This window comes from uncultured Mailhella sp. (genome assembly GCF_947631555.1).
In the GTDB taxonomy this organism is placed as follows: domain Bacteria; phylum Desulfobacterota; class Desulfovibrionia; order Desulfovibrionales; family Desulfovibrionaceae; genus Mailhella.
The window spans coordinates 1-20114 of record NZ_CANRLT010000025.1; the positions used below are offsets into that span (position 1 = coordinate 1).

General features: G+C 61.9%; 18 protein-coding genes. 12 read left to right on the top strand and 6 right to left on the bottom strand.

The genetic code is table 11. The features are described from left to right. Positions 1–110: 110 nt before the first annotated feature. Entirely contained in the window at positions 111–1163 is a 1053-nt protein-coding gene (locus Q0Z94_RS05185) for a tRNA(5-methylaminomethyl-2-thiouridylate) methyltransferase (RefSeq protein WP_298067959.1), read from the top strand. 287 nt (positions 1164–1450) lie between these two features. Here Q0Z94_RS05185 and Q0Z94_RS05190 read toward each other — a convergent pair whose 3' ends face one another. Together Q0Z94_RS05190 and Q0Z94_RS05195 are read right to left on the bottom strand one after the other, a co-directional pair. After that, on the bottom strand, positions 1451–3307 hold the full coding sequence (locus tag Q0Z94_RS05190) for an EAL domain-containing protein (protein WP_298067960.1): 1857 nt from the start codon (positions 3305–3307) through the stop codon (positions 1451–1453). A gap of 676 nt (positions 3308–3983) precedes the next feature. Beyond that, complete coding sequence (locus Q0Z94_RS05195; RefSeq protein WP_298067961.1) at positions 3984–4157, bottom strand: hypothetical protein; 174 nt, start codon at positions 4155–4157, stop codon at positions 3984–3986. 548 nt (positions 4158–4705) lie between these two features. On the opposite strand from Q0Z94_RS05195, the gene Q0Z94_RS05200 reads away from it, so the two are divergent. The 11 genes from Q0Z94_RS05200 (at position 4706) to Q0Z94_RS05250 (ending at position 15356) form a co-directional block, all read left to right on the top strand. Continuing rightward, entirely contained in the window at positions 4706–5458 is a 753-nt protein-coding gene (locus Q0Z94_RS05200) for an MmcQ/YjbR family DNA-binding protein (protein WP_298067962.1), read from the top strand. Positions 5459–5546: 88 nt separating this feature from the next. Further along, entirely contained in the window at positions 5547–7040 is a 1494-nt protein-coding gene (locus Q0Z94_RS05205) for a bifunctional heptose 7-phosphate kinase/heptose 1-phosphate adenyltransferase (protein ID WP_298067963.1), read from the top strand. Positions 7041–7124: 84 nt separating this feature from the next. After that, on the top strand, positions 7125–7295 hold the full coding sequence (locus tag Q0Z94_RS05210; RefSeq protein WP_298067964.1) for a hypothetical protein: 171 nt from the start codon (positions 7125–7127) through the stop codon (positions 7293–7295). Between the two features lie 1275 nt (positions 7296–8570). Beyond that, positions 8571–9314 (top strand): cytochrome c3 family protein, encoded by a 744-nt coding sequence (locus Q0Z94_RS05215; protein WP_298067965.1) that lies wholly within the window; start codon positions 8571–8573, stop codon positions 9312–9314. Positions 9315–9325: 11 nt separating this feature from the next. After that, entirely contained in the window at positions 9326–10567 is a 1242-nt protein-coding gene (locus tag Q0Z94_RS05220) for a 4Fe-4S dicluster domain-containing protein (protein WP_298067966.1), read from the top strand. Positions 10568–10601: 34 nt separating this feature from the next. After that, positions 10602–11606 carry an RnfABCDGE type electron transport complex subunit D gene (locus Q0Z94_RS05225; protein WP_298067967.1) on the top strand — a complete coding sequence of 335 codons (1005 nt, stop codon included), beginning with the start codon at positions 10602–10604 and terminating at the stop codon, positions 11604–11606. After that, on the top strand, positions 11603–12178 hold the full coding sequence (rnfG, locus tag Q0Z94_RS05230) for an RnfABCDGE type electron transport complex subunit G (protein WP_298067968.1): 576 nt from the start codon (positions 11603–11605) through the stop codon (positions 12176–12178). The genes Q0Z94_RS05225 and rnfG overlap by 4 nt, the downstream gene beginning before the upstream one ends. Before the next feature lie 11 nt (positions 12179–12189). Continuing rightward, on the top strand, positions 12190–12864 hold the full coding sequence (locus Q0Z94_RS05235) for an electron transport complex subunit E (RefSeq protein ID WP_298067969.1): 675 nt from the start codon (positions 12190–12192) through the stop codon (positions 12862–12864). A 48-nt stretch (positions 12865–12912) separates the two neighbouring features. Further along, positions 12913–13485 (top strand): RnfABCDGE type electron transport complex subunit A, encoded by a 573-nt coding sequence (locus Q0Z94_RS05240; protein WP_298067970.1) that lies wholly within the window; start codon positions 12913–12915, stop codon positions 13483–13485. 36 nt (positions 13486–13521) lie between these two features. Further along, positions 13522–14385 carry an RnfABCDGE type electron transport complex subunit B gene (gene rnfB, locus Q0Z94_RS05245; protein WP_298067971.1) on the top strand — a complete coding sequence of 288 codons (864 nt, stop codon included), beginning with the start codon at positions 13522–13524 and terminating at the stop codon, positions 14383–14385. Next, a complete protein-coding gene (locus Q0Z94_RS05250) occupies positions 14382–15356 on the top strand; it encodes an FAD:protein FMN transferase (RefSeq protein ID WP_298067972.1) in 975 nt (324 codons plus the stop codon). Before rnfB ends, Q0Z94_RS05250 begins: the two co-directional genes overlap by 4 nt. A gap of 242 nt (positions 15357–15598) precedes the next feature. Here Q0Z94_RS05250 and Q0Z94_RS05255 read toward each other — a convergent pair whose 3' ends face one another. The 4 genes from Q0Z94_RS05255 to Q0Z94_RS05270 all read right to left on the bottom strand — a co-directional run bounded on the left by Q0Z94_RS05255 (position 15599) and on the right by Q0Z94_RS05270 (position 20094). Next, positions 15599–16711 carry a WYL domain-containing protein gene (locus Q0Z94_RS05255; RefSeq protein ID WP_298067973.1) on the bottom strand — a complete coding sequence of 371 codons (1113 nt, stop codon included), beginning with the start codon at positions 16709–16711 and terminating at the stop codon, positions 15599–15601. A 33-nt stretch (positions 16712–16744) separates the two neighbouring features. Beyond that, entirely contained in the window at positions 16745–17164 is a 420-nt protein-coding gene (locus Q0Z94_RS05260; RefSeq protein ID WP_298067974.1) for a type II toxin-antitoxin system HicB family antitoxin, read from the bottom strand. Between the two features lie 384 nt (positions 17165–17548). Continuing rightward, entirely contained in the window at positions 17549–18427 is an 879-nt protein-coding gene (locus Q0Z94_RS05265) for a UbiA prenyltransferase family protein (RefSeq protein ID WP_298067975.1), read from the bottom strand. Beyond that, positions 18424–20094 (bottom strand): HAD-IB family hydrolase, encoded by a 1671-nt coding sequence (locus Q0Z94_RS05270; protein WP_298067976.1) that lies wholly within the window; start codon positions 20092–20094, stop codon positions 18424–18426. Before Q0Z94_RS05270 ends, Q0Z94_RS05265 begins: the two co-directional genes overlap by 4 nt. Between the last annotated feature and the right edge of the window lie 20 nt (positions 20095–20114).

Genomic DNA, 20114 nt, shown 5'->3' on the forward strand with positions numbered 1-20114 from the left:
GTAGCGAGCAGATAGCGAAGGCGGCGTGTTTGTCCGGCTTTGCCGACAAACATGGTCACGCCGCCGGAGCGGGGAAAAGTCGAGAGAACTCAAACCACAAAGGAAGTAAGATGAAACAGTACGACGGGCTTGCCCTCTTCTCCGGCGGACTGGACAGCATACTGGCCGCACGGCTGCTCATGGAACAGAGCCTGCGCATACTCTGCCTGCACTTCTTCTCGCCGTTTTTCGGCCACCCGCAGAAACTTGCGCACTGGAGCAGTATCTACGGCCTGGACATCGAGCCTGTGGACGTGAGCGAGGAGTATGTGGATATGCTCCGCAACGGACCGGTGTACGGCTTCGGCAGCGCCATGAATCCCTGCGTGGACTGCAAGATTCTCATGATGCGCCGCGCCCGCCAGCTCCTCGGTGAATACGGTACCCGCTTCCTTGTCTCCGGCGAAGTGCTCGGCCAGCGGCCCATGTCCCAGCGGCGTGACACGCTCAACATCATCCGCCGCGACGCCGGCGTGAAGGGTCTGCTCCTGCGCCCCCTGTGCGCCAGGCTCCTCGACCCCACGGAGGCGGAGGAGTCGGGCCTTGTGGATCGTTCGCGTCTGCTCGCCATCAACGGACGCGGTCGCAAGGAACAACTCGCCCTGGCCGGACACTTCGGCATCAGTGAAATCCCCACGCCCGGCGGCGGCTGCCTGCTCACGGAAAAGGAGAACACCCGCCAGTTCTGGCCCGTGCTGCGCCGCCTGACCCGCCCCTGCGCAGCGGACTTCCGGCTGGCCGCTGTGGGCCGCCAGTTCTGGCACGGCGACCGCTGGCTCTCCGTGGGCCGCAGCCGTTTCGACAACGAAAGCTACCCTCCCCTGCTCCGCCCGGGCGACCTGCTCTTCAAGGTGGCGGGCTTCCCCGGACCCCTCGCCCTGGGACGCGGCTCCCGCCCCTGGGACGCCGAAGCCGTGCAGGAGGCCGCCGCGCTCATGGCCTCATACTCTCCCAAAGCCAGGCAGAGCGGCGCGGAAGTGAGCGTCCGCGTGACCGTGGACGGCGAAACGCATTGCGTCAGCGTCCTGCCCCGCCGCGAAACGCTGTTCCGCGAACCCTCATGGGAAGAGGTCAGCGCCGAACTCCAGATCCTGCACAAACAGAGCGGCCGGCGGGCGGAGTAAGGAAGGCAGAAAAGACATCTTGCTTTTCCCGCCGGAAATAGTGGGATGGGCCGCCCTCTCTCAGAGCGAGTTGCTCAAACGGCATCAACGTGCAACGATGTGTACAGACAAAAACACATCAAGGGAGCGGAGCATCCCATTATTGTCCTTCCCCGCGAGCTTCCTGCAAAGATGTACAACGGACAAAGCCCGATTGCACACGGTCTGCTCACTATCAGCGGTGTGCGCGCCGCGCCTCCGGCAGTTTAAGGAAATGCACGATACCTTTCCTATCTTTCTCCGATGGTCTAAGGAATTTCATCCAGTTCCAGGGGGCGATGGTAATAAAAGCCCTGGATGAAGTCACAGCCGGATTCCCGGATAAGCTCGCTCTGCTCTCTGGTTTCCACGCCTTCCATGCAGACTTTCTTGCCGAAGCGGTGGCAGGCGTACACAATACTGGAAATGAAATCCATTTTCTTGTCGGACTTCATCATTTCCTGCAAAATCGACTGATCGATCTTGACGATGTCCGTGGGATACTGGAGCAGCATACGGAAGGAAGCGTAGCCGCTACCGAAGTCGTCCAGCGCTATCCGGACGCCCCGTTCCCGGCAGACGTCCATGAAGCGGCGCAGGCTTTCCGCGTCCGCATCCATGCAGCTTTCCGTGACTTCCGCCACAAGCTGCGCCCCGTTCAGGCGGTACTTGTCCAGCACTTCGGCAACGGCCTCGGGAAAGGACTCGTCCGCCATCTGATGCAGGCTGACGTTGAAGCTGAGGTACAGGTTCGCGCCTCCGGCATTCATGCGCCGGCAGGCGGCTGCCGCCTGGTCGAGAACCCAGCGCCCCACAAGGTGGATCATGGAATCCTTTTCCAGAAGCGGAACGAAAACGGCCGGAGAAACATCCTGCCCCTGATAGCGCCACCGGAGCAGCGTTTCTCCGCCCACCATCGTCCCCGTCGTACAGGAGACGATGGGCTGAACCACGATGCGGAAATTCTCCATACCCTTCTGCACGTCGCGGCTCAGTGCCATGATCATGGCAGAGAGCCGCCTCCCCCGTTCCAGATCGGGTTCCGAATACTCCATGACTTCCAGCCGGTTTTCCTGTCTGGCGGTGCGGATCAGGGTAATGGTGCGTTCCAGGAAGTCTTCGAGGCTGATGCCGCACGGCACTTCCTCCCACAGCGCAAACGAACACGGCGGCTGGAGGGCGATGCCGGACTTGCGGTAGCGGCTGGAGACGATGTCCCGTATCCGGCGCACCAGTTCTTCCCGTTCTGCGGTGCAGGCCGGATCCACCAAGGCAAGGAAACGCATTCCCTCGATGCGGTAGAAGGACATCCTGTCGGACAGCCTTTCCACTAGCTCCCGGGCTATGCTGCGGATGAGCGAATCGCTAAAGGCGCGGCCCCGGGCGCTGTTGATCTCCAGAATATTGTTCAGGCTGAAGCCGATGGCGCGGACGGGAAGGCCGGACTTCTGCGCCTCATCCAGGTTCTGGAACAGCAGCCTCTCCCGCGGGAGATTGGAAATGGGGTCAATGACGAAGTGTTCGTCCTGATGCGTCACCCGGCCGGAGAAAAAGAGCGGCGTCTGACCGTCCTCACTCCACTTCATCATTCCGCTGCAGTGAATCCACACGTCCCGCCCGTCCACCGTCCGCACCCTGTGCTGAAGATTGTGGAGGACGCGCCTGTCCCGGAGCATGGATTCCAGCTCCTGCCGGTAGCGCTCCCTGTCCCGCGGGGTGGGGATTCTCTGCTCCCAGTCCCGCAGCAGCGCGGGCACAATGTTGCTGCCGAAGCCGAAGTCATCCCGCATGTTGTCGGAAATATAGAACACGTTCCGGCGCATGTCGCCAAAGAAGAAATAGCTGGTCGAGTTCTCCTGGGCGATGGATCTGAAGAACATCTCGATGTCGCAGTAGGTGGAATGCACGAACTGATAAAAGGCGCTGTCCGGCGCTCTTCTGCCTCCCGTGCGATCAGCTTCGCGGCGCAGCCTTACGGGTTCATGGGGAGCTGAGGCTTTCCGGGAATGCTCCCGGCTTGCTGGAGCCTGACCTGCGGGCGCAGCGGGGCTGCCGGAGGCGGGGGGCGCTGAAACCGTTCCCCTCTTCTTCAGACGTTTAACTATGGAAGGAAAAAGACGTTTCATGCGCTGCCTGTCGTTCCCGGATTGGAAAAATGACGTTTCGTCCAGGCAGGCTAACGGCTTTCAGGGGAAAAGACAAGCGTGGCGCGATTGCCCAGCGGCTTCCCCGCTCCGGCGGCTAAGGAAGGAAAAGGCAAAAAAGACATCTTGCTTTTTCTGTCGAAAAAGCGCGAAGAGCGCCGAACTTCCAGTTCGGCAAAGGCACCTGCTAACCACGTCTGACGCGGGCACGCCTCGTGCAGCTTCGCTGCCGACCATCCCGCTCGCTTACCGCAACCATGCGCACCGGGCAAAGCCCGATTGCGCGCGGCAAGCTCGCTATCAGCGGCGCACGCGCCGCGCCTCCGGCGGTCAAGGAAACGCTCCGCGTGTCCTTACTTCCGCTCCTCGCCCGCCTCCATGCCGGCTTTCCAGCCGGCGCGGGGTCGTCGCTCCAAACGCGCTACCGCGCGTGCCTCCGGCGGTTAAAGGAAGAAAAAGGCAAGTAAAACCTAACTCCTTAGCTGCCGGACGGCGCGAGCGGCAGCGAGCAGATAGCGAAGGCGGCGCCCCAGGCACAAAGAAAGGCCCCGTGCGGAGCCGTGGCTGTGCGGTCAGTTCTGCTTGGCGGGTTTGCGAGTGAGCCAGAGGCCAACCGCGCCCACAATACTGATAATCACAAACATGATAAACCAGATGCTCATTCTGATACCCTCCACATGATGGCAAGTGCAAGAACCAGCGAGTAAGAACCAAGCAGCAGTCCGATAATACTGTTCTCAAAAATGCCGATACCGAAGCTGATGGCCGAAAAATTTGAAAGAGTCACGGCAAGAAGTTTTGCCGCTTCCCGCTCCCTTGAAATTTTTCTCATCCGTCACCCTCACGTCTTCAACGTATCCATTGCCCGGGATTCTGGCAAGACCAGCCGGCAAACATGGTCACGCCGCCGGAGCGGGGTAAGAAAGGCCTCGTGCGGGGCCGCGGCTGTTTGCTTAATTCTGCTTAGTGGCTTTACGGGTAAAAGAAAAACCAACAGCACCAAGGGCAAGGGCGAATACAACGACACAGGCGACCGCTACGTTAAAACTCATTTCGCACTCCTTATTTTGAGAGTGATGACTACGGCGAAACACACGGCACTGCCCACAATCCAGCCTGCCATATGTGCAGGCTGGAATAGACCGACAACGAGACAGCCGACGCTTGTCTTGTCCAGCCAGCCGGCGATAAAATTCACCGCTTCAAGTTTTTATTTCTCTGTCAGGTTCATACATTCTTCTCACGTCTTCAACGTATCCATTGCCCGGGATTCTGGCAAGACCAGACGGCAGACATGGTCACGCCGCCGGAGCGGGGCATGGACAAGGGCGTGATAACGCTGCATAGTGAGGTCAGACTGCTTCCTTTCTGGGTACGTCCATGCGCATGGAAGAAAAAATTTTCGCAAGACGCCGGCCCGACTTCTCCCGCCTTGCCGCCTATGGCTTTGTCAGTACGCCCGAAGGCTCTGCTCTTGCCAGGAATTTCTGCGGCGGGCGGTACCGCGCCGAAGTGCTGGTTTCACCTTCTGGCACGGTCTCGGGCAAGGTTCTGGAACTGGAAAGCGGGGACGAATTTCTGCCGCTCAACGTCGGCGCCCTGCGGAACGAAAGTGTGCAGGAAGTGCGCGAGGGCTATGCCGCGCTCCTCTCCCAGATTGCCCAATCCTGCTTTACGCCGCTCCTCTTTCTCAACGCCCAGAGCAACCGGATGGCCGACGCCATCCGCGAGCGCTATGGAGACACGCCCGACTTTCCCTGGAAGCGCTTCCCCGGCTACGGCGTCTTCCGCCACGCAAAGACGCGCAAGTGGTACGGGCTGGTGCTGCACCTTCCGCCCGCGAGGCTGTATCAGAACGCCCCCGCCCAAAAGGCCCGGCTGCCGCAGAAGCTCGCCGCAAAGCCGGAAGTGGAGATCCTGAACCTCAAGCTCCCTCCGGAAGAAATTCCGCGGCTTACCACCGAACCGGGCATCTTTCCGGGCTATCACCTGAACGCCATGCACTGGATCAGCGTCCTTCTGGAAGACGTTCTGCCCGACGCCCGCATTCTGGAACTCATAGCCAGAAGCCATGCCCTCACCCTGCCGCGCCCGCGGACTTCGGAAAGGCCAGGACGCGCAGCAGCAAACTGACAGGGAGCGCCGGACTTCATGCCTTTACTTTGCGCCGCGCCGCTGGTATCCTTACCCCTGTCCTCATCCCCTCTGCCGCGAGGCTGCCATGCTGCTCTCTTCCATTGTCAACGCCTTTAACGATGTCAAGGTGCTGTGCATCGGCGACGTGATGCTCGACCGCTTCCTTTACGGCAAGGTAGACCGCATCTCGCCCGAAGCGCCGGTTCCCGTCTTCAGCTTCCGCCACGAAAAGCACATGCTCGGCGGCGCGGGCAACGTGGCGGCCAATCTTCACAGCCTGGGGTGCAGCGCGGATCTCATCTGCTTCATCGGCGATGACACGGCGGGCGAAGAGGTGTCGCGGCTGCTCGGCGAGGTGTGCCGCCACCCCCTGCCCATCGTGATCCGCGGCTACCCCACCATCGAAAAAACCCGTGTCATTGCGGGCAACAGCCACCTTCTGCGTATCGACAACGAGCGGCACTTCGACGAAGTGGACGAGGCGGACGCCGTGCTGGCGCGGGAACTGGAAGAACGCGTCCGCAGCGCCGATATTGTTCTGCTCTCCGACTATGCCAAGGGCATGCTCTCCCCAGAGCGCTGCCGGCGTATCCTCGAAGTGTGCCTGCGCCTGAAGCGCCCCGTCATCGTCGATCCCAAGGGCGATGACTACACCCGCTACCGCGGGGCCACGGTGGTCAAGCCCAATCTCAAGGAGTTCAATCAGGCTTCCGGCGCGGACTGTTCGCCGGACGGCCCGGACTTTGCCGAACGCTTCCGCCGTGGCGCAGAAACGCTCTTCCAGCGCTGCGGCATCCAGAACCTGCTGGTGACGCTCAGCGAACACGGCATGGCCTTTGTCTCCGCCGCCCGGCCGGACGAAATTTTCCAGATTCCCACAGAAGCGCGGGAAGTCTTCGACGTTTCCGGCGCGGGGGACACCTCCCTCGCCGCCTTCGGCGCCTCTCTGGCCGCAGGAGCCGGCATCCGCGACGCCATGAAGCTGGCAAACCTGGCCTCGGGCATCGCCGTGGGCAAACTGGGCACATCCTGCGTGAGCGCCGGGGAACTTCTGGCCGAACTGTCCAGCCGCCGCAGCTCGCCGGGCATGGCCTGGACGCAGAAAAAAAAGCTCGTCAGCCGCGCAGAAGCCGCGGAAATCGCCGCCAGGCTCCGGGAACAGGGCAAAAAGGTGGGCTTCACCAACGGCTGCTTCGACCTTCTGCATCAGGGGCATCTTTCCTCCCTCATGCAGGCCCGGCAGCACTGCGACGCGCTGGTGGTGGGCCTGAACACGGACGCCTCCATCAAGAGGCTCAAGGGGCCGGAGCGCCCGGTGCAGGATGAAAAGACCCGCGCCCTACTCCTCGCCTCGCTGGAATTTGTAGACTATGTGGTCATGTTCGACGAAGACACCGCCCTCCCCCTTGTGGAAGCCCTGCGCCCGGACTGCATCCTGAAGGAAGGCTACACCCTCGACCGCTGGCCCGAAGCCCGCTTTGTGGAAAGCTACGGAGGCAGAGCCGTCACCCTGCCGCGGCTGGAAGGATATTCCACCACCGAAACCATACGCCGGATGAAGGCCGCCCTGAAAGGGTGAAGCCGGGCGGGGAAAGGCAGGAAAGGCGTCCTTACCCTTGCCTTAATGCCGGGCAGCAGCTAGGCTGAAGGGGTGAGGTGAGCAATGAAAAAAGCACTCCTGCACTATGTTGCCGGTCTATGTCAGACGGCATCGGCGGCGCTCATGGCGTCGGCGGTTATCATGCCGGACGTCCGGGTTGAATCTGTCCAAGGCTGCGCCATTGCCGCCCTGATTGGTTGCCTGGCAGTCATTATCAAGGAGATACGAAAATGAGCGCGATCTGGCTTTATCTTCTGGGATTGTTTGTCGCTGTGCTGATTATCGGATTCTGCATCCCTGATAAAACCACCAGGCAAAACTGAAACACGGTTCTTCCCTTTTGCCGGGACTGCCTTTAAACGTTTTTTGCGGTAAAAGAACGGGGAAAGGCGCGGAGCACGACCAATCTTTATCCGCCGGAGGCACGCGCGGTGCGTCCCCCAGGCCTTTGTTTACTTGCCTTTCGCTTCCTTACACCGCCGGAGGCACGCGCGGTAGCGCGTTTGGAGCGACGCCCCCGCGACCTTACCCGCTCCGGCGGCGTGACCATGTTCGCAGGCAGGGCCTGACGAACACGCCGCCTTCGCTATCTGTTCGCTGACGCTCGCGCGACTTTCCCCGCTCGCTTACCGCAACCATGCGCACCGGGCAAAGCCCGATTGCGCGCGGCAAGCTCGCTATCAGCGGCGCACGCGCCACACCGTCCGGCAGCTAGGGAAGACGTTTGCTTACTTGCCTTTCCCTACCTTAGACCGCCGGAGGCGCGAGCGTTAGCGAGCTTGGAGCGACGACCCCGCGCCGGCTGGAAAGCCGGCATGGAGGCGGGCGAGGAGCGGAAATAAGGACACGCGGAGCGCGGCCGAGGGCAGCGAAGCTGCACGAGGCGTGCCCGCGTCAGACGTGGTCGGAGGATGCCTTTCGCCGAACTGGAAGTTCGGCTGCCTTTCGCATTTCCGGCAGGAAATGCGTTGCCTTTCTGCCTTTCCTGCCTTTCCCGCTTGTGCGTTTCGGAGCAAACTCCCGCACCCCAAGACATTTCATTTTACCTATGATTTCAGCCGGTTTTCGCCGCCACACCGCGCCGTCTGCCGAGTATTGCCGTTTTCCTCCGCCGCGCCCCGCCCTTTTCCGCACGGCGATAAAAATCTTTTTCACATTGCCGAGCCCGGAGATTTTGAAAAAAGTCTGTTGTTCTGGCAGGATACATAGCTCTGCGCCCGGTTCTGCGCCGGGTGCGGCCCGCCGTTTCCCATCCGGAAAAGCGCTCTCCCTCCGCTTTTCCCAAAACGCTGGAGCCATGCTCCACGCGGCTTGCAGTCGAACAATTTTTCCTGTAAAACAAGGATGTTGAAGAAATCCTTCGCCCCTTCCGGCGCTCCGGGTCTCATCTTCATTCCGGCATCCTGCTGTCCGCCTGAAACGTGCCGTGCCCATGTGAATTTTCTGCCGCCGGCTCTTTTCATCCCGGACGAACTATTATAAATGTAACTGAATCAGGGGGAAAAGACATTGCGCAAGACAACCTGTATTCTGGCCGGCACGCTGCTGCTTCTTGCCGCAGGGGGATACCTCCTGCCTGAGGCTCCCGCACAGCTCCCCAACAAGATCCTCATGGAGAACAGCGCCGGGCGTGTGGTCTTCGACCATGAAGCCCACAAGGGAACCTACGCCATCGAGTGTCAGACCTGCCATCACGACGCGCCCGGAGCAGGAGTGCCCGGGCAGCCCTGCAAGACCTGCCACGGCGTGGAGTTTGACGCCTCCTTCCGGGGGCATCCCCGCACGCTCGCTTCCGAAACCTGCGCCGCCTGCCACCACATGACGCTGCAGCACAAGGACTGGGGGCACGCGAACCATATCCGCTTCGCCCTGGAATGCACGGAATGCCACCACGTCACACAGCTTGAAGAGACGCCGCAGAACTGCGCGAACTGCCACGACCGCAACGTTGACATGGGACGGATTCCCTCCCTGAAGAACGCCGTCCACACGCGCTGCGCCAGGTGCCACGAAGATGTCCTGAAGGCTGATGACATGCACTCCTGCGCCGAATGCCACACCCCCGCCGCCACACGCGAGGTGCAGGGGGCGCTTCCCGAACGGGCGCTTGTTTCCTGCGCCTCCTGCCACAAGACCGAAGCCTCGCGGCTCGTGCCCGGCTCCATGGCGGCCTACCATGCGCTTTGCATCGGCTGCCACAAGAAGCAGGGCGGCCCCGTGGACAACTGTGCGCAATGCCACATCAAACAGTGACGGGGGAAACGATGAAGCAGTACTTTCAGATGATCAAGGCTCCCCGCTTCCGCCTTGTCCACGACGAACACAGGCCCCTCAGCGACGGCCCGGCGCCCCGAAGGATACGCCTGAACCGCGAAGGCTTCAGCATCGTTCCCGGCATCAGGAAGAAGACCCTGGTCTGCCCGGGCATGCTCCTGGCCGAATATCCCACGCTCGACAAGGGCGACCTCCACGCCCCCATCTACGGCACGATCACCGAAATCAACGCCCGCAGCATCTTTGTGGACGCCGCCGACCCTGCCGCCGCAGAACCCGGCGCCTTCCCGGAGCCGCCCGCCCCCGCGGACCTGCTTCAGGAAGGAACGGAAGGGGAAGCTCTGGTGCAGGCCGTCAAGCGCCTGGGCGTCAACACCCGTTCGCTGGGCCGCCGGATAAGAACGCTCATCGTCAATGCGCTCAACCCCGAGCCGGGCGTCTGCTGGGCGGAACCCATGCTCAGTGAGCACGCCGATGTGATCCAGGCGGGGCTTCAGCTTCTGCGCCGCTTCGGAAGGGCGGAAGAACTGCTTCTGGCCGTGCCCAGGGGGGCTAAGGTCAGCTTCCCCGGCGTCACCACCGTGGAAGTGGAACCCATGTACCCCAACAGCGTCAACGAACTGCTCATCCGGGAAGTGACCGGAGAGGAAGCGCCGCCGGACGTGGCCGCCGTGGGGCTGCACAACGTCTGGAGCCTGGGGCGCGTGGGCACGACGGGCCTGCCGCTCATGGAAACGGTGATCACCATCGGCACGGCGGCAAGCTGGGCCAACACCATTGTCAAGAACGGCAGTCTCGTCGGCGAGCTGCTGGAATTTGCCAACGTTTCCCTGAAGAGCGGGGACACCCTCCTGCGCGGCGGCCCCCTGCGCGGCGAAAGCCTCGACAGGCTGGATCGGAGCATCACCAAGGGCTCCTACGGCTTCTTTGTGGTCAACGCCGGAGAGGTTCCGCCCATAGAGGGAGACAGCCCCTGCATCAACTGCGGGGCCTGCATCCAGGCCTGCCCCACGCGCATCGACCCGCGCATGCTCAGCCGGCACGCGGAGTTCGGCAAGTACGACACGCCCCGCAGGGAAAATTTCCGCCTCTGCGTGGACTGCGGTCTCTGCGGCTATGTCTGCATAGCCCGCCGCCCGGTGCTCCAATACATACGCCTGGCCATCAAAAAGCTCGAAGCGGAAGAACGTCTGGCCAGGCTCACGCCCATTGAACCGGCAGGCAAGGCCTAGTCATCCAGAGCGCACAGCATCAGTGAGAATCACCATGAGCAATCCCGGCAACAGCGATATTCTTCTCGCCATCAGCACGCCCCCCTTCTGGCATTGCGGGCGAACCATCCCCAAGCACAGCCTGCACACGCTCCTGGCTCTGGCTCCGGCCGCCCTCCTCAGCATCCTCCAGTGGGGCGTCCCCGCGGTGCGGGTCATGGCCCTTGCCGTCCTCACAGCCCTCGTCACCGAAGCCGTCTGTCAGACGCTCATGAAGCGGAAGCTCACTCAGGACAACGGCACTGCCGCCATCACCGGCCTGCTTCTGGCCTTTCTGCTCCCCGCTTCCGCCCCCTGGTGGCTGGTCGCCCTCGGCTCGGCCTGCGCCATTGGCATAGGCCGCATGGCCTTCGGCGGCTACGGCGCCAATCAGGTGAGCGCCACGCTCGTGGGCTGGGCGCTGATCTTCGTGTCCTTCCCCGCCTTCATGGATCCCACGTCCTCCTTGCTCCAGACCTCGCTCTTTGACCCGCTCCTGCGCATCAAATATTTCGGAAGCGCGGCCGCGGCGGATCTTTCCCTCACGGATCTGCTCCTCGGCCGGCAGCTCGGCGGACTGGGCGCCGCCCAGAGCGGAGCCTTGCTCCTCGGCGGGCTGTACCTCGTCCTGCGCGGCGTTGTGCGCTGGGAAATTCCCCTCGCCTTCCTCCTGGGCGTCCTTGCCGCGGCCTCGGCGCTGCACCTCATGAACGGTGCCCTCTACGCCGGGCCTCTCGTGCACCTCGCCAGCGGTTCCACCGTGCTTGCCGCCTTCTTCCTCGCCACGGAGGATTCCTGCTCGCCGCACCGCCGCATTCCCATGCTCTGCTACGGGCTCATCGGCGGCGTCCTCGTCATGCTCATCCGAACCTTCGGCATCTACACGGACGGAGCGCCCTTTGCCGTCATGCTCATCAATCTGCTCGCTCCGCTCTTCACGCTCATCCGCTCGCGTCCCTTCGGCGCCAGGCCCGGATGGAAGAACAAGGCCGCCGCGGAGCAAAGGAGGACAGAGGCATGAAAAGCATTCTGCAAATGATACTCGTGCTGTCGCTGCTGTGCGGGTCGGCGGGCTTCTGCCTCTCCTACCTGAAAATCACCACGGCCTCCAGAATCGAAAGCCAGGCGCTCACCTTTGTGCAGGGTCCGGCCATTCTGGATGTCTTCAAGGATGCGGAAAACTCTCCCATCGATGACCGCCGCGCCTTTACCCTGGCCGACGGCAGTTCCGTCAACGTCTTCCCCTGCATACGGGACGGGGTGCTGACGGGCGTGGCCGTGGAACGCTTCGGCAGCGGCTACGGCGGGGACCTCGGCGTGGTCGTCGGCTTCAACATCCGCGAAGACACCCTTGCGGGCATAGGCATCACCACCATGAAGGAAACCGCCGGCGTGGGCACGCGGGTGAAGGAACCTGTCTTCCTCAGGCAGTTCCCGGGGAAGAGCCTTCCGGTCAAGCTGAGGAATCAGGGCGGCGACATTGACGCCATTTCCGGGGCAACGGTCTCCTCAAACGGCGTCATGGGCGCCGTGGAACGCGCCGCTGCCGTCTATGAAGAACTCAAGCCACTCCTTCTGGAGACCTGGAAATAGAGGGGGGAATCATGGATCGTTTTCTGCAGGAACTGACCAAGGGGCTGTGGAAGGAACTGCCCCCGTTCCGGCTGCTCCTGGGGCTGTGCCCGGTGCTCGCCGTGACGAAAAGCGCTTCCAGCGGACTCGGCATGGGGCTGGCCGTGCTCTTCGTCCTCACGCTTTCCAACGCGATCATCTCTCTGGTGCGCGGCATCATCCCCTCCAAGGTGCGCATTGCCTGCTTCATCACCATTTCCGCAACCCTGGTGGTGGCCGTGGAACTGCTCATGCAGGCCTACGCCTATCCGCTCTACCTTCAGCTCGGCATCTTCGTGCCGCTCATCGTGGTCAACTGCATCATTCTGGGCAGGGCCGAAGCCTTCGCCGCCAAGAACCCCGTCCATCTCGCCATCGCCGACGGCCTGGGCATGGGGCTGGGCTTCACCATGTCCCTGACCTTCCTCGGCTCCATACGCGAAATTCTGGGCGCGGGGACGTGGTTCGGCCACCCCGTTCTGTGGGAAGGCTTCCAGCCTTTCAGCGTCATGGTGGAGGCCCCCGGCGCCTTCCTCTGCCTGGGGCTTATCCTTGCGGCCATGAACTACGGCACGCACCGGCAGATTTCCAGACGCAACCGCGAGGCTGCCGCAGAAGCGCCGTCCGGCTGCGGCGGCTGCCAGGCCTGCTCCGCGAACCGCGGCTGATCCCCGCACTCGGGAAACGAACGCCAGAGAGAAGACAGGAGAACGCGCATGAGCGTCTTTGAAGTTTTCATTTCCGCCATTTTCGTCAACAACATCGTTCTGGCCCAGAACCTGGGCAACTGCCCCTATCTGGGCTGCTCCCGGGAACGGGGCGTGGCCCTCGGCATGGGCACGGCCGTGGTCTTCGTCACCGTCATGGCCACGCTCTGCACCTGGCTGGTTCAGAAGTATCTGCTGGAACCCGTCCATCTGGAATACCTCCAGACGCTGGTCTTCATCCTCATCATCGCCTCCCTCGTGCAGTTCGTGGAAATGTTCCTCAAGAAGGCCATCCCGCCGCTCTATGCGTCTCTCGGCATCTTCCTGCCGCTCATCACCACCAACTGCTGCGTGCTCGGCGTCACGCTGCTGGTGCAGAGAGAGGACTACGGACTCATGATGGCCCTGCTCTACGCCTTTGCCACGGGCGCGGGCTTCCTCCTCGCCCTGCTCCTCATGGCCGGCGTCCGTGAGCGCCTGGAAGTCTGCCGCGTACCCAAGGCCATGGCGGGGACGCCCATCGCGCTGATCATGGCGGGGATCATGTCCCTGTCCTTCATGGCCTTCAAGGGCATGGTGTAGCGCCCCTCCGTTTTCACAGACAACAAGGACATCGCCATGGTTCTTTCCTCCATACTCACTCTTGCCGGACTGGGCTTTCTGGCCGCCGCCCTGCTGGCCGTGGCCTCCCGCGTCTTTGCCGTGCATGAGGACCCGCTGGTGGCCAGGGTCAGCGAAACCCTGCCGGGCGCCAACTGCGGCGGCTGCGGCTATGCCGGCTGCGAAGGCTACGCGCAGGCCGTGGTCCACAATCCCGCCATACCGCCCAACCTCTGCGTGGTGGGCGGCGCAAAGACGGCTTCCGCCCTCGGTGCGCTGACGGGCAAGCTGACCTCGGAAATGGAGCCGCTCACGGCTTACCGCCGCTGCGACAAGAACGCCGGACAGGTGGCGCGGCGCTTCGACTACAAGGGCATCCCCTCCTGCGCGGCGGCCGCCGCCCTGCATCAGGGTTCGGATCAGTGCGGCTTCTCCTGCCTCGGCTTCGGGGACTGCGTCAAGGAATGCATCACTGAAAGCCTGCACATCGAAAACGGCGCCGCCGTGGTCAACGAGACGACCTGCATCGGCTGCGGCAAATGCGTGAAGGTCTGCCCCCGCGACGTGCTCCAGCTCATCCCCAAGCGCGCCCGCGTGGCCATCACCTGCTCCACGAAGGACAAGCTCAAGGCCGTCACGGACGTGTGCAAGGTGGGCTGCATCCACTGCGAAAAATGCGTCAAGGTCTGCCCGGCCCAGGCCATCGTCATGGAAAACGGCAGGATACAGATCGACCAGAAGCGCTGCCTCGACTACGGCGATTCCTGCGCTCTGGCCTGCGCCAGGGCCTGCCCGCGCAAGATACTGCGGCTGCACGGCGGCGCCGTCCTCCCGCCGGAACCGAAAAAAGCCCAGCCCGCACCGTCGGCGAGGTCTTCATGATCACCAGACGCTTCTTTCTCGAATGCCTGACCGCGGCCGCCGCCTCGGCTCTGCCTCTGCCCGCCCTGGCCCGCCTTTCCGCCTCTGAACCCGTGACCGAAACCAGGCTGATGATGGGAACCTTCGTCACCATCAAGATTTCCGGCGTGTCCCGGGGGCAGGCTGCAGACGCCGCGGGCCGCGCCTTTGAACGCATGGCGGAACTGGAAGGGGTGCTCACCCGCTTCGACAGCGCTTCCCCGCTCGGGGAACTCAACAGGGCGGGAAGCCTGCGCGACGCGCCCCCCGCGCTCATGACGGTGATGCGCGCCGCCGCGCGTATGCACAGCCTGACGGCAGGCGCCTTTGATCCCACCATCCTGCCGCTTCTGGAAAGGCTGGAGGAACAGCCCGCCGGGCTCACGGCCCGGGAATTCGCCGAATACCGCGAACACATGGGCATGGACCGCGTCACTCTTGGCGAAAAGGGCCTGCACTGCGCGCGCAGCGGCATGAAGCTCAGCCTGGACGGCATCGCCAAGGGCTATATTGCCGACGAGGGCGCGCGTCTGCTCCATGAAGAAGGCGTGCACAACTTTCTCATCAACGCGGGCGGCGACCTTGTGGCCAGCGGCGGCAAGGACGGGACGCCGTGGCGCGTGGCCGTGGAAAACCCGGAAAAGTACCGCGGCAGAACCGCCTTCCCCGCTGTCCTGAACCTCAGCGGACAGGCTCTCGCGACTTCGGGCGGCTATGAGAACGTGCTGGGTAAAGGGCAGGGACTCAATCACATCCTGAACCCCGCCACAGGCGTCTGCTCCACGCTCCCCAGCGCCTCGGTTCTCGCGCCGTCCGCCCTGCAGGCGGACGCTCTGGCCACGGCGCTCTGCGTGCTTCCCCAGCCCCTTGCCTTTGCGGAGACACTGCCCCAGGCGGCCTGCCTGCTCGTGCTCCCGGACGGCAGCACCCGCCGCTCCAGCCGCTGGAGCTGAACTTTGCCCGGGCTTGCAAAGCCCTTTCAGCCCTGCCGCCTCGTCCGGCGGCGGGGAGAGGCTTTCCGGCCCTTCGCGGACGGAGACGCACTGCCGCGGCCTGCCGGACGCTTCTGGACTGGACGCTTCCCGCGGGATCTTTGCGGGCTTAACTTTTGGGGCTGAACTCCCCGTGGCTGGCTGTTCCGGCTTCAGGCACGGGCTTCAGGGAGAAAAGGCGGGAAGATCTCCTGCCCCCGCGCTCAGGATGGCTGCGGGCCGGCCGAATCCTCTTCCCTGTTCTCTTCCCCGTCCCCTTCCCTTTCCTTTGCACGTACCGTGGGAGACTGGGCACCGCCCTCATGAAGTGCCGCCAGCTTCCGCACGCACGCGGAGACTTCGTCCCTCAGCCGGCGCGGGGAAAGGAGTTCGGCAGTGCCGGCAAAGCTCAGCACCCAGGACAGGACTTCCCTGTCATTGCGCGCCGTCATGGTCAGGGTGGCGCTGCCGTCGCGGTGGCGGACGAAGTTCTGATCCTCGCTCCAGATCCGCTCCGAAGCGTAGGCCGCCGCCGACGGCAAAAAGCGGACGCTTACTCTGAACGGCTCGCCATCCATGATCCCGAAGTCCTCTCCGCCGTCGCGGACCTCGGGCAGGTGTTCCGCATGGCGCTGGGTGAGCCTGGCCTTCAGGAGGCGCTGCACGGCAAGGTCGGTGAAGCCGCCGTACTTCTGCACGGCCCGGCCGCTCTCCGAAACCACCCAGCCGCGGACATAGATCGCTTCGTGGAAGGCGATGAGCTTCTTTGGCGCAAAAAAATACTCCTTGACCTCTGAGCCTGCGGCCGCACGGTAGCGCACCCGGCACACCCTGTGCCTGCGGATGGCGTCCGTCAGGGTTTCCAGGCTGTCTTCAAAGGGCGTGTAGTCAATGGCGCCCCTGGCCGCGGAGCTTCCCGCGCCCGAAGCGTCTTCCGGCGCTGCGGCTTCCCGCTCGCTTTCCCGCATCTGATTTTCCCGGCCCTGATCTTCTGCGGCGTAGGCCGAAGCCTGCCTGAGCACGTTCCGGGTCTGCTGCCGCATCCTTTCCGGCAGAAGGCGCAGCAGGAAGGCCCGGCACAGGGCGAGCTGCCAGAGCCCCTCGGCGTCCAGGGAGATCCGGGGCAGCCGTGCCGGCCGGGCCAGCCGGAATCTGGCTTCGCGCCCGCGCTTTTCGCAGAGCAGCTTGCCGAAGTTCGAGGACTCCAGCTTCGCCAGGTCGCGGTCAATGGTCTGCGGGGAACAGTCCAGTTCGCGGGCCAGATCCTGGCGGCTCATTTCTCTGCCGGACAGGAGCAGCATGGAATAAAGGGCAAGCAGTCGTTCCGAGGGGTTCATGGTCTTCCTTTATCCAACGGGTATTGTCAGGGGTCAGACATAGGTCCGGGCCGCCGCGGCAAGGAAGCCGCTGCGCGTCATGCCGTGGAGCTTCGCCTTGGCATCAATCAGTTCCAGCGTGCGCCGGGTGAAGGTTGCGGAAATCCTGACCAGCGCCAGATCGGCGGAAGGCGCGGGAAGGAACTGATAGAGAATGGTCTCCGGCGGAACGTTTATGTCCAGTGCTGCCAGGCCGGCACGCATTCTTTTCTTTGCCTCCTCCAGCGTGGAGGGCGTGGGAAGGGCCTTCTTCCTTCTGGCGTATTCTTCCGTCATGCAGCGCAGGGCGTCAGCCGCCATGTCCATGCCTTCCTCAATATCCTTCCCCTGCGTGGTAATTTCCGGAAAGTCAGGGGAAAAGATGGCGTACCCGCCTTCCGGCGCGGGGACAAAGGCCAGGCAATAATACCGCATGGAGCCTCCTTCACGGGAGGGGGAGAAGCGGCCCACCCCTCTGGTTCATTTTTTCAGGCCGAGGCGCTTCACAATCGCCCTGGCGGTAAACTCGCTGATTTCAGAATGCCTAGGGATGGCATCCACTTATATATTTTTATCCATACCGTCAACACAAGCCCGCTGCACCGGCTGCGCCCCCAGGCATTTGCTTACCTGCCTTTCCCTGCCTTTAACCGCCGGAGGACGCCTTTCGCCGAACTGGAAGTTCGGCGCTCTTCGCGTATTTCCGGCAGGAAATACAAGATGCCTTTCTGTCTTTTCACCGCACGTGCCTCCGGCGGTTGGGGAAGGGGGGACAAAACATAGCTCTCCTTACGCCGCCGGAGCTGAGGCAAGACGAAACTAATATAAGAGTATACCAATATGAACAAACCAAATAAGAACACACAGCTGAATGCCAAAATCCTGTATAAGAATTTTTGTCGGCGACATGCTGTTCTGGTTGACAAGCACAATCTGAAGGTAGCGCATGTTTCCGAGCAGCACCCAGAATGCCGTAGCATAGAGATACGATGAGCCATATCGTGCCACATTTTCCGGCGACAACGTGTACATAATATAACAGATGGTATTGATCGCACTGAGAAAAGTCATGGATGAAAGCACAAAACGTCGCGAATAGCCGTTGAGGGATTCACGGATATTCCCGACAGGCATCTCTTCCTCAATAATGCGGAGATCATCCCAGCGTTTTCCCAGTCCAAGAAACATGGACAGCAGGAAAACCATCATCACCAGCCATGGACTAATCGCACAGCCGACAGCAGCGTTCCCGGCCATAACCCGCAGCACGAAACCGATGGCAATGCAGCAGACATCGACAATGGCCCATTTCCTGCCAAGGCAGACATAGAAGATATTGAGTACGAGATAGGCTGCCAGGCTCAAGGTCACAGACACGCTGCCCAGGTTCCGCAGGATGAGAAACAGAAAAAGAGCCAATACCGCGGCAAGGACCATGCCGGTCCGGGGAGACACCTCCCCGCTGGCGATGGGACGTTTCCGTTTTACCGGGTGGAGGCGATCCTTTTCCCTGTCCAGAATATCGTTCAGGATATAGATGCTGCTCGCCGCCAGGCAAAAGGCCAGAAAAGCGACAGCGCTGCGCTGGACCGCGCTCATGACGAAGAGCTGTCCGCTGAAGAAAAGCGGCAGAAAAACGAAAAAATTCTTTGTATAGTGCGGGATACGCATAAGCCGCAAAAGAGAATTCAGAGTCATGACAGTTTTTCCCCCGCAGTGCCGGAACGAAAGGGTTTCCAGAAGGCGCGCCGGGCAAGGGCAAGCATTTCCCGATCGCCTTCACTGTCGCCGTAGGCTTCAATTTCATAGGATTCCAGATTTGAAATCTCCTGCTTAATACGGCAGACCTTTTCCAGCCCATTGCAGTTTTTCAGTATCTTCCCTGTAAATTTGCCGTTTTTATAGACAAGGCGCGTGGCAATACCTTCAATGTTCATCATGCGGGTAAAGGGCAGGATCCATTCCTCCGGTGAGGCGGAAACCACTATGACCCTTTTTCCTTCCGCCCGGCTGCGTTGAATAAACTCCAGCGCGCCGGGGCGAAAAATGGAGTTCTTCAACAGTTCGTCCAGGAACGCCAGGCCAAGCTCTTCAAGCTCGACCCTGCTCCTGTCCCGGAAAAAACGGGACAGTATGCGTTCCTTTGCCTCCTGCGCTGTCACTCTGCCCAGCTTCATGCCAAGCGCCTCCCATGCAAGAAAGGGCAGCTGCCGCCAGAAACGGCGCTTTCCCGCAAAGTGCAGAAAAAGCGGAAACGTGTCGCACCGGGTGAGTGTGCCGTCAAAATCAAGCAGAACAAGCCCGGGCAGATGGGAAGATGCCTGGACTTCGTCCCGGTATTCAGGGACAGGCAGCGCTTCAGCGAGATCAATATCGCGGCAGGCATAATGATGAGCACACGGAACAGCGGGCACTGCCCACACCGCACAGGGCCTGCAGGGGACGTTCTGCCTGACAATGAGACGGCTGCCTCCGGACAGAGGCCTCCATTTTTTTTCCTGACTGCTGGTGAATATGGCAATGGTGGGAACGCCGAAAAAGGAGGCCACATGCACCGCACCGGAGTCTATGGTCAATACCCGTTCGGCTCCCTTGACCGCATCAAGAAAGACGCTGAAATCCCCTTCAAGAAGCGTGGCCTGGGGAAGAAAGGCAGCAAGTTCACGCTTTAGGGCTTCATCACAGCCTGCGCCGGAAATAAGAAGTTTTCCCGAGGCGTATGTGCGGGCAAATGCGCACCAGATATCTGGAGAAAGCCTGCGCGATGGGACTCCTCCTCCCCCCCCGAGGGCAAGCAGCGTATGGCCGAGAGAAGGAAAGCGGCGTTCACGCAGGGGAAGGTGCGCGGGCGCTTCGAGTGAAAAGGCGGCAGCAAGGAGCCGTGCGAACAGCAGCGCTTCAGGTTCCTGATTTTGCGTGTAGGAAATCGTGCAGGTCGAGACGCGCGCCGCGCGATTGCCGGCAAAGGAAAAGAGCCTGCCGCCGCGCCGCAGCAGCGCCAGGGCAAAGCACTGACTGAGCCCGTAAAATTGTTCCGTATTGACGATGAGCATCCGCGAACCCGCCAGAGCCGGCATCTGCCTGGGGGAAAGAGTGTCGTAACAAAAAAAGGAAAAGCCCTGTGCTCTTGCCCAGTCGGCGGATCGGCGCTCGATGCACCAGTCCGCCGCACGCGGATCCAGGCCCAGAAGTTCCATGCCGATATGGCAGCAGACAAGATCGCCCAAGCCTCCCGGACGGATGACAAGGGGCCTTTCGCAGGGCGTATTGATGCGGCTGCCCAGGCGTGAGAGCGCTTTGCCCACGCCGAGGAACGGCGCGTAAAGATGAGCGTCCCACCGTTTCAGACGGAAAGTTGATTTCATGGTGACGACTTCCCTGTGAA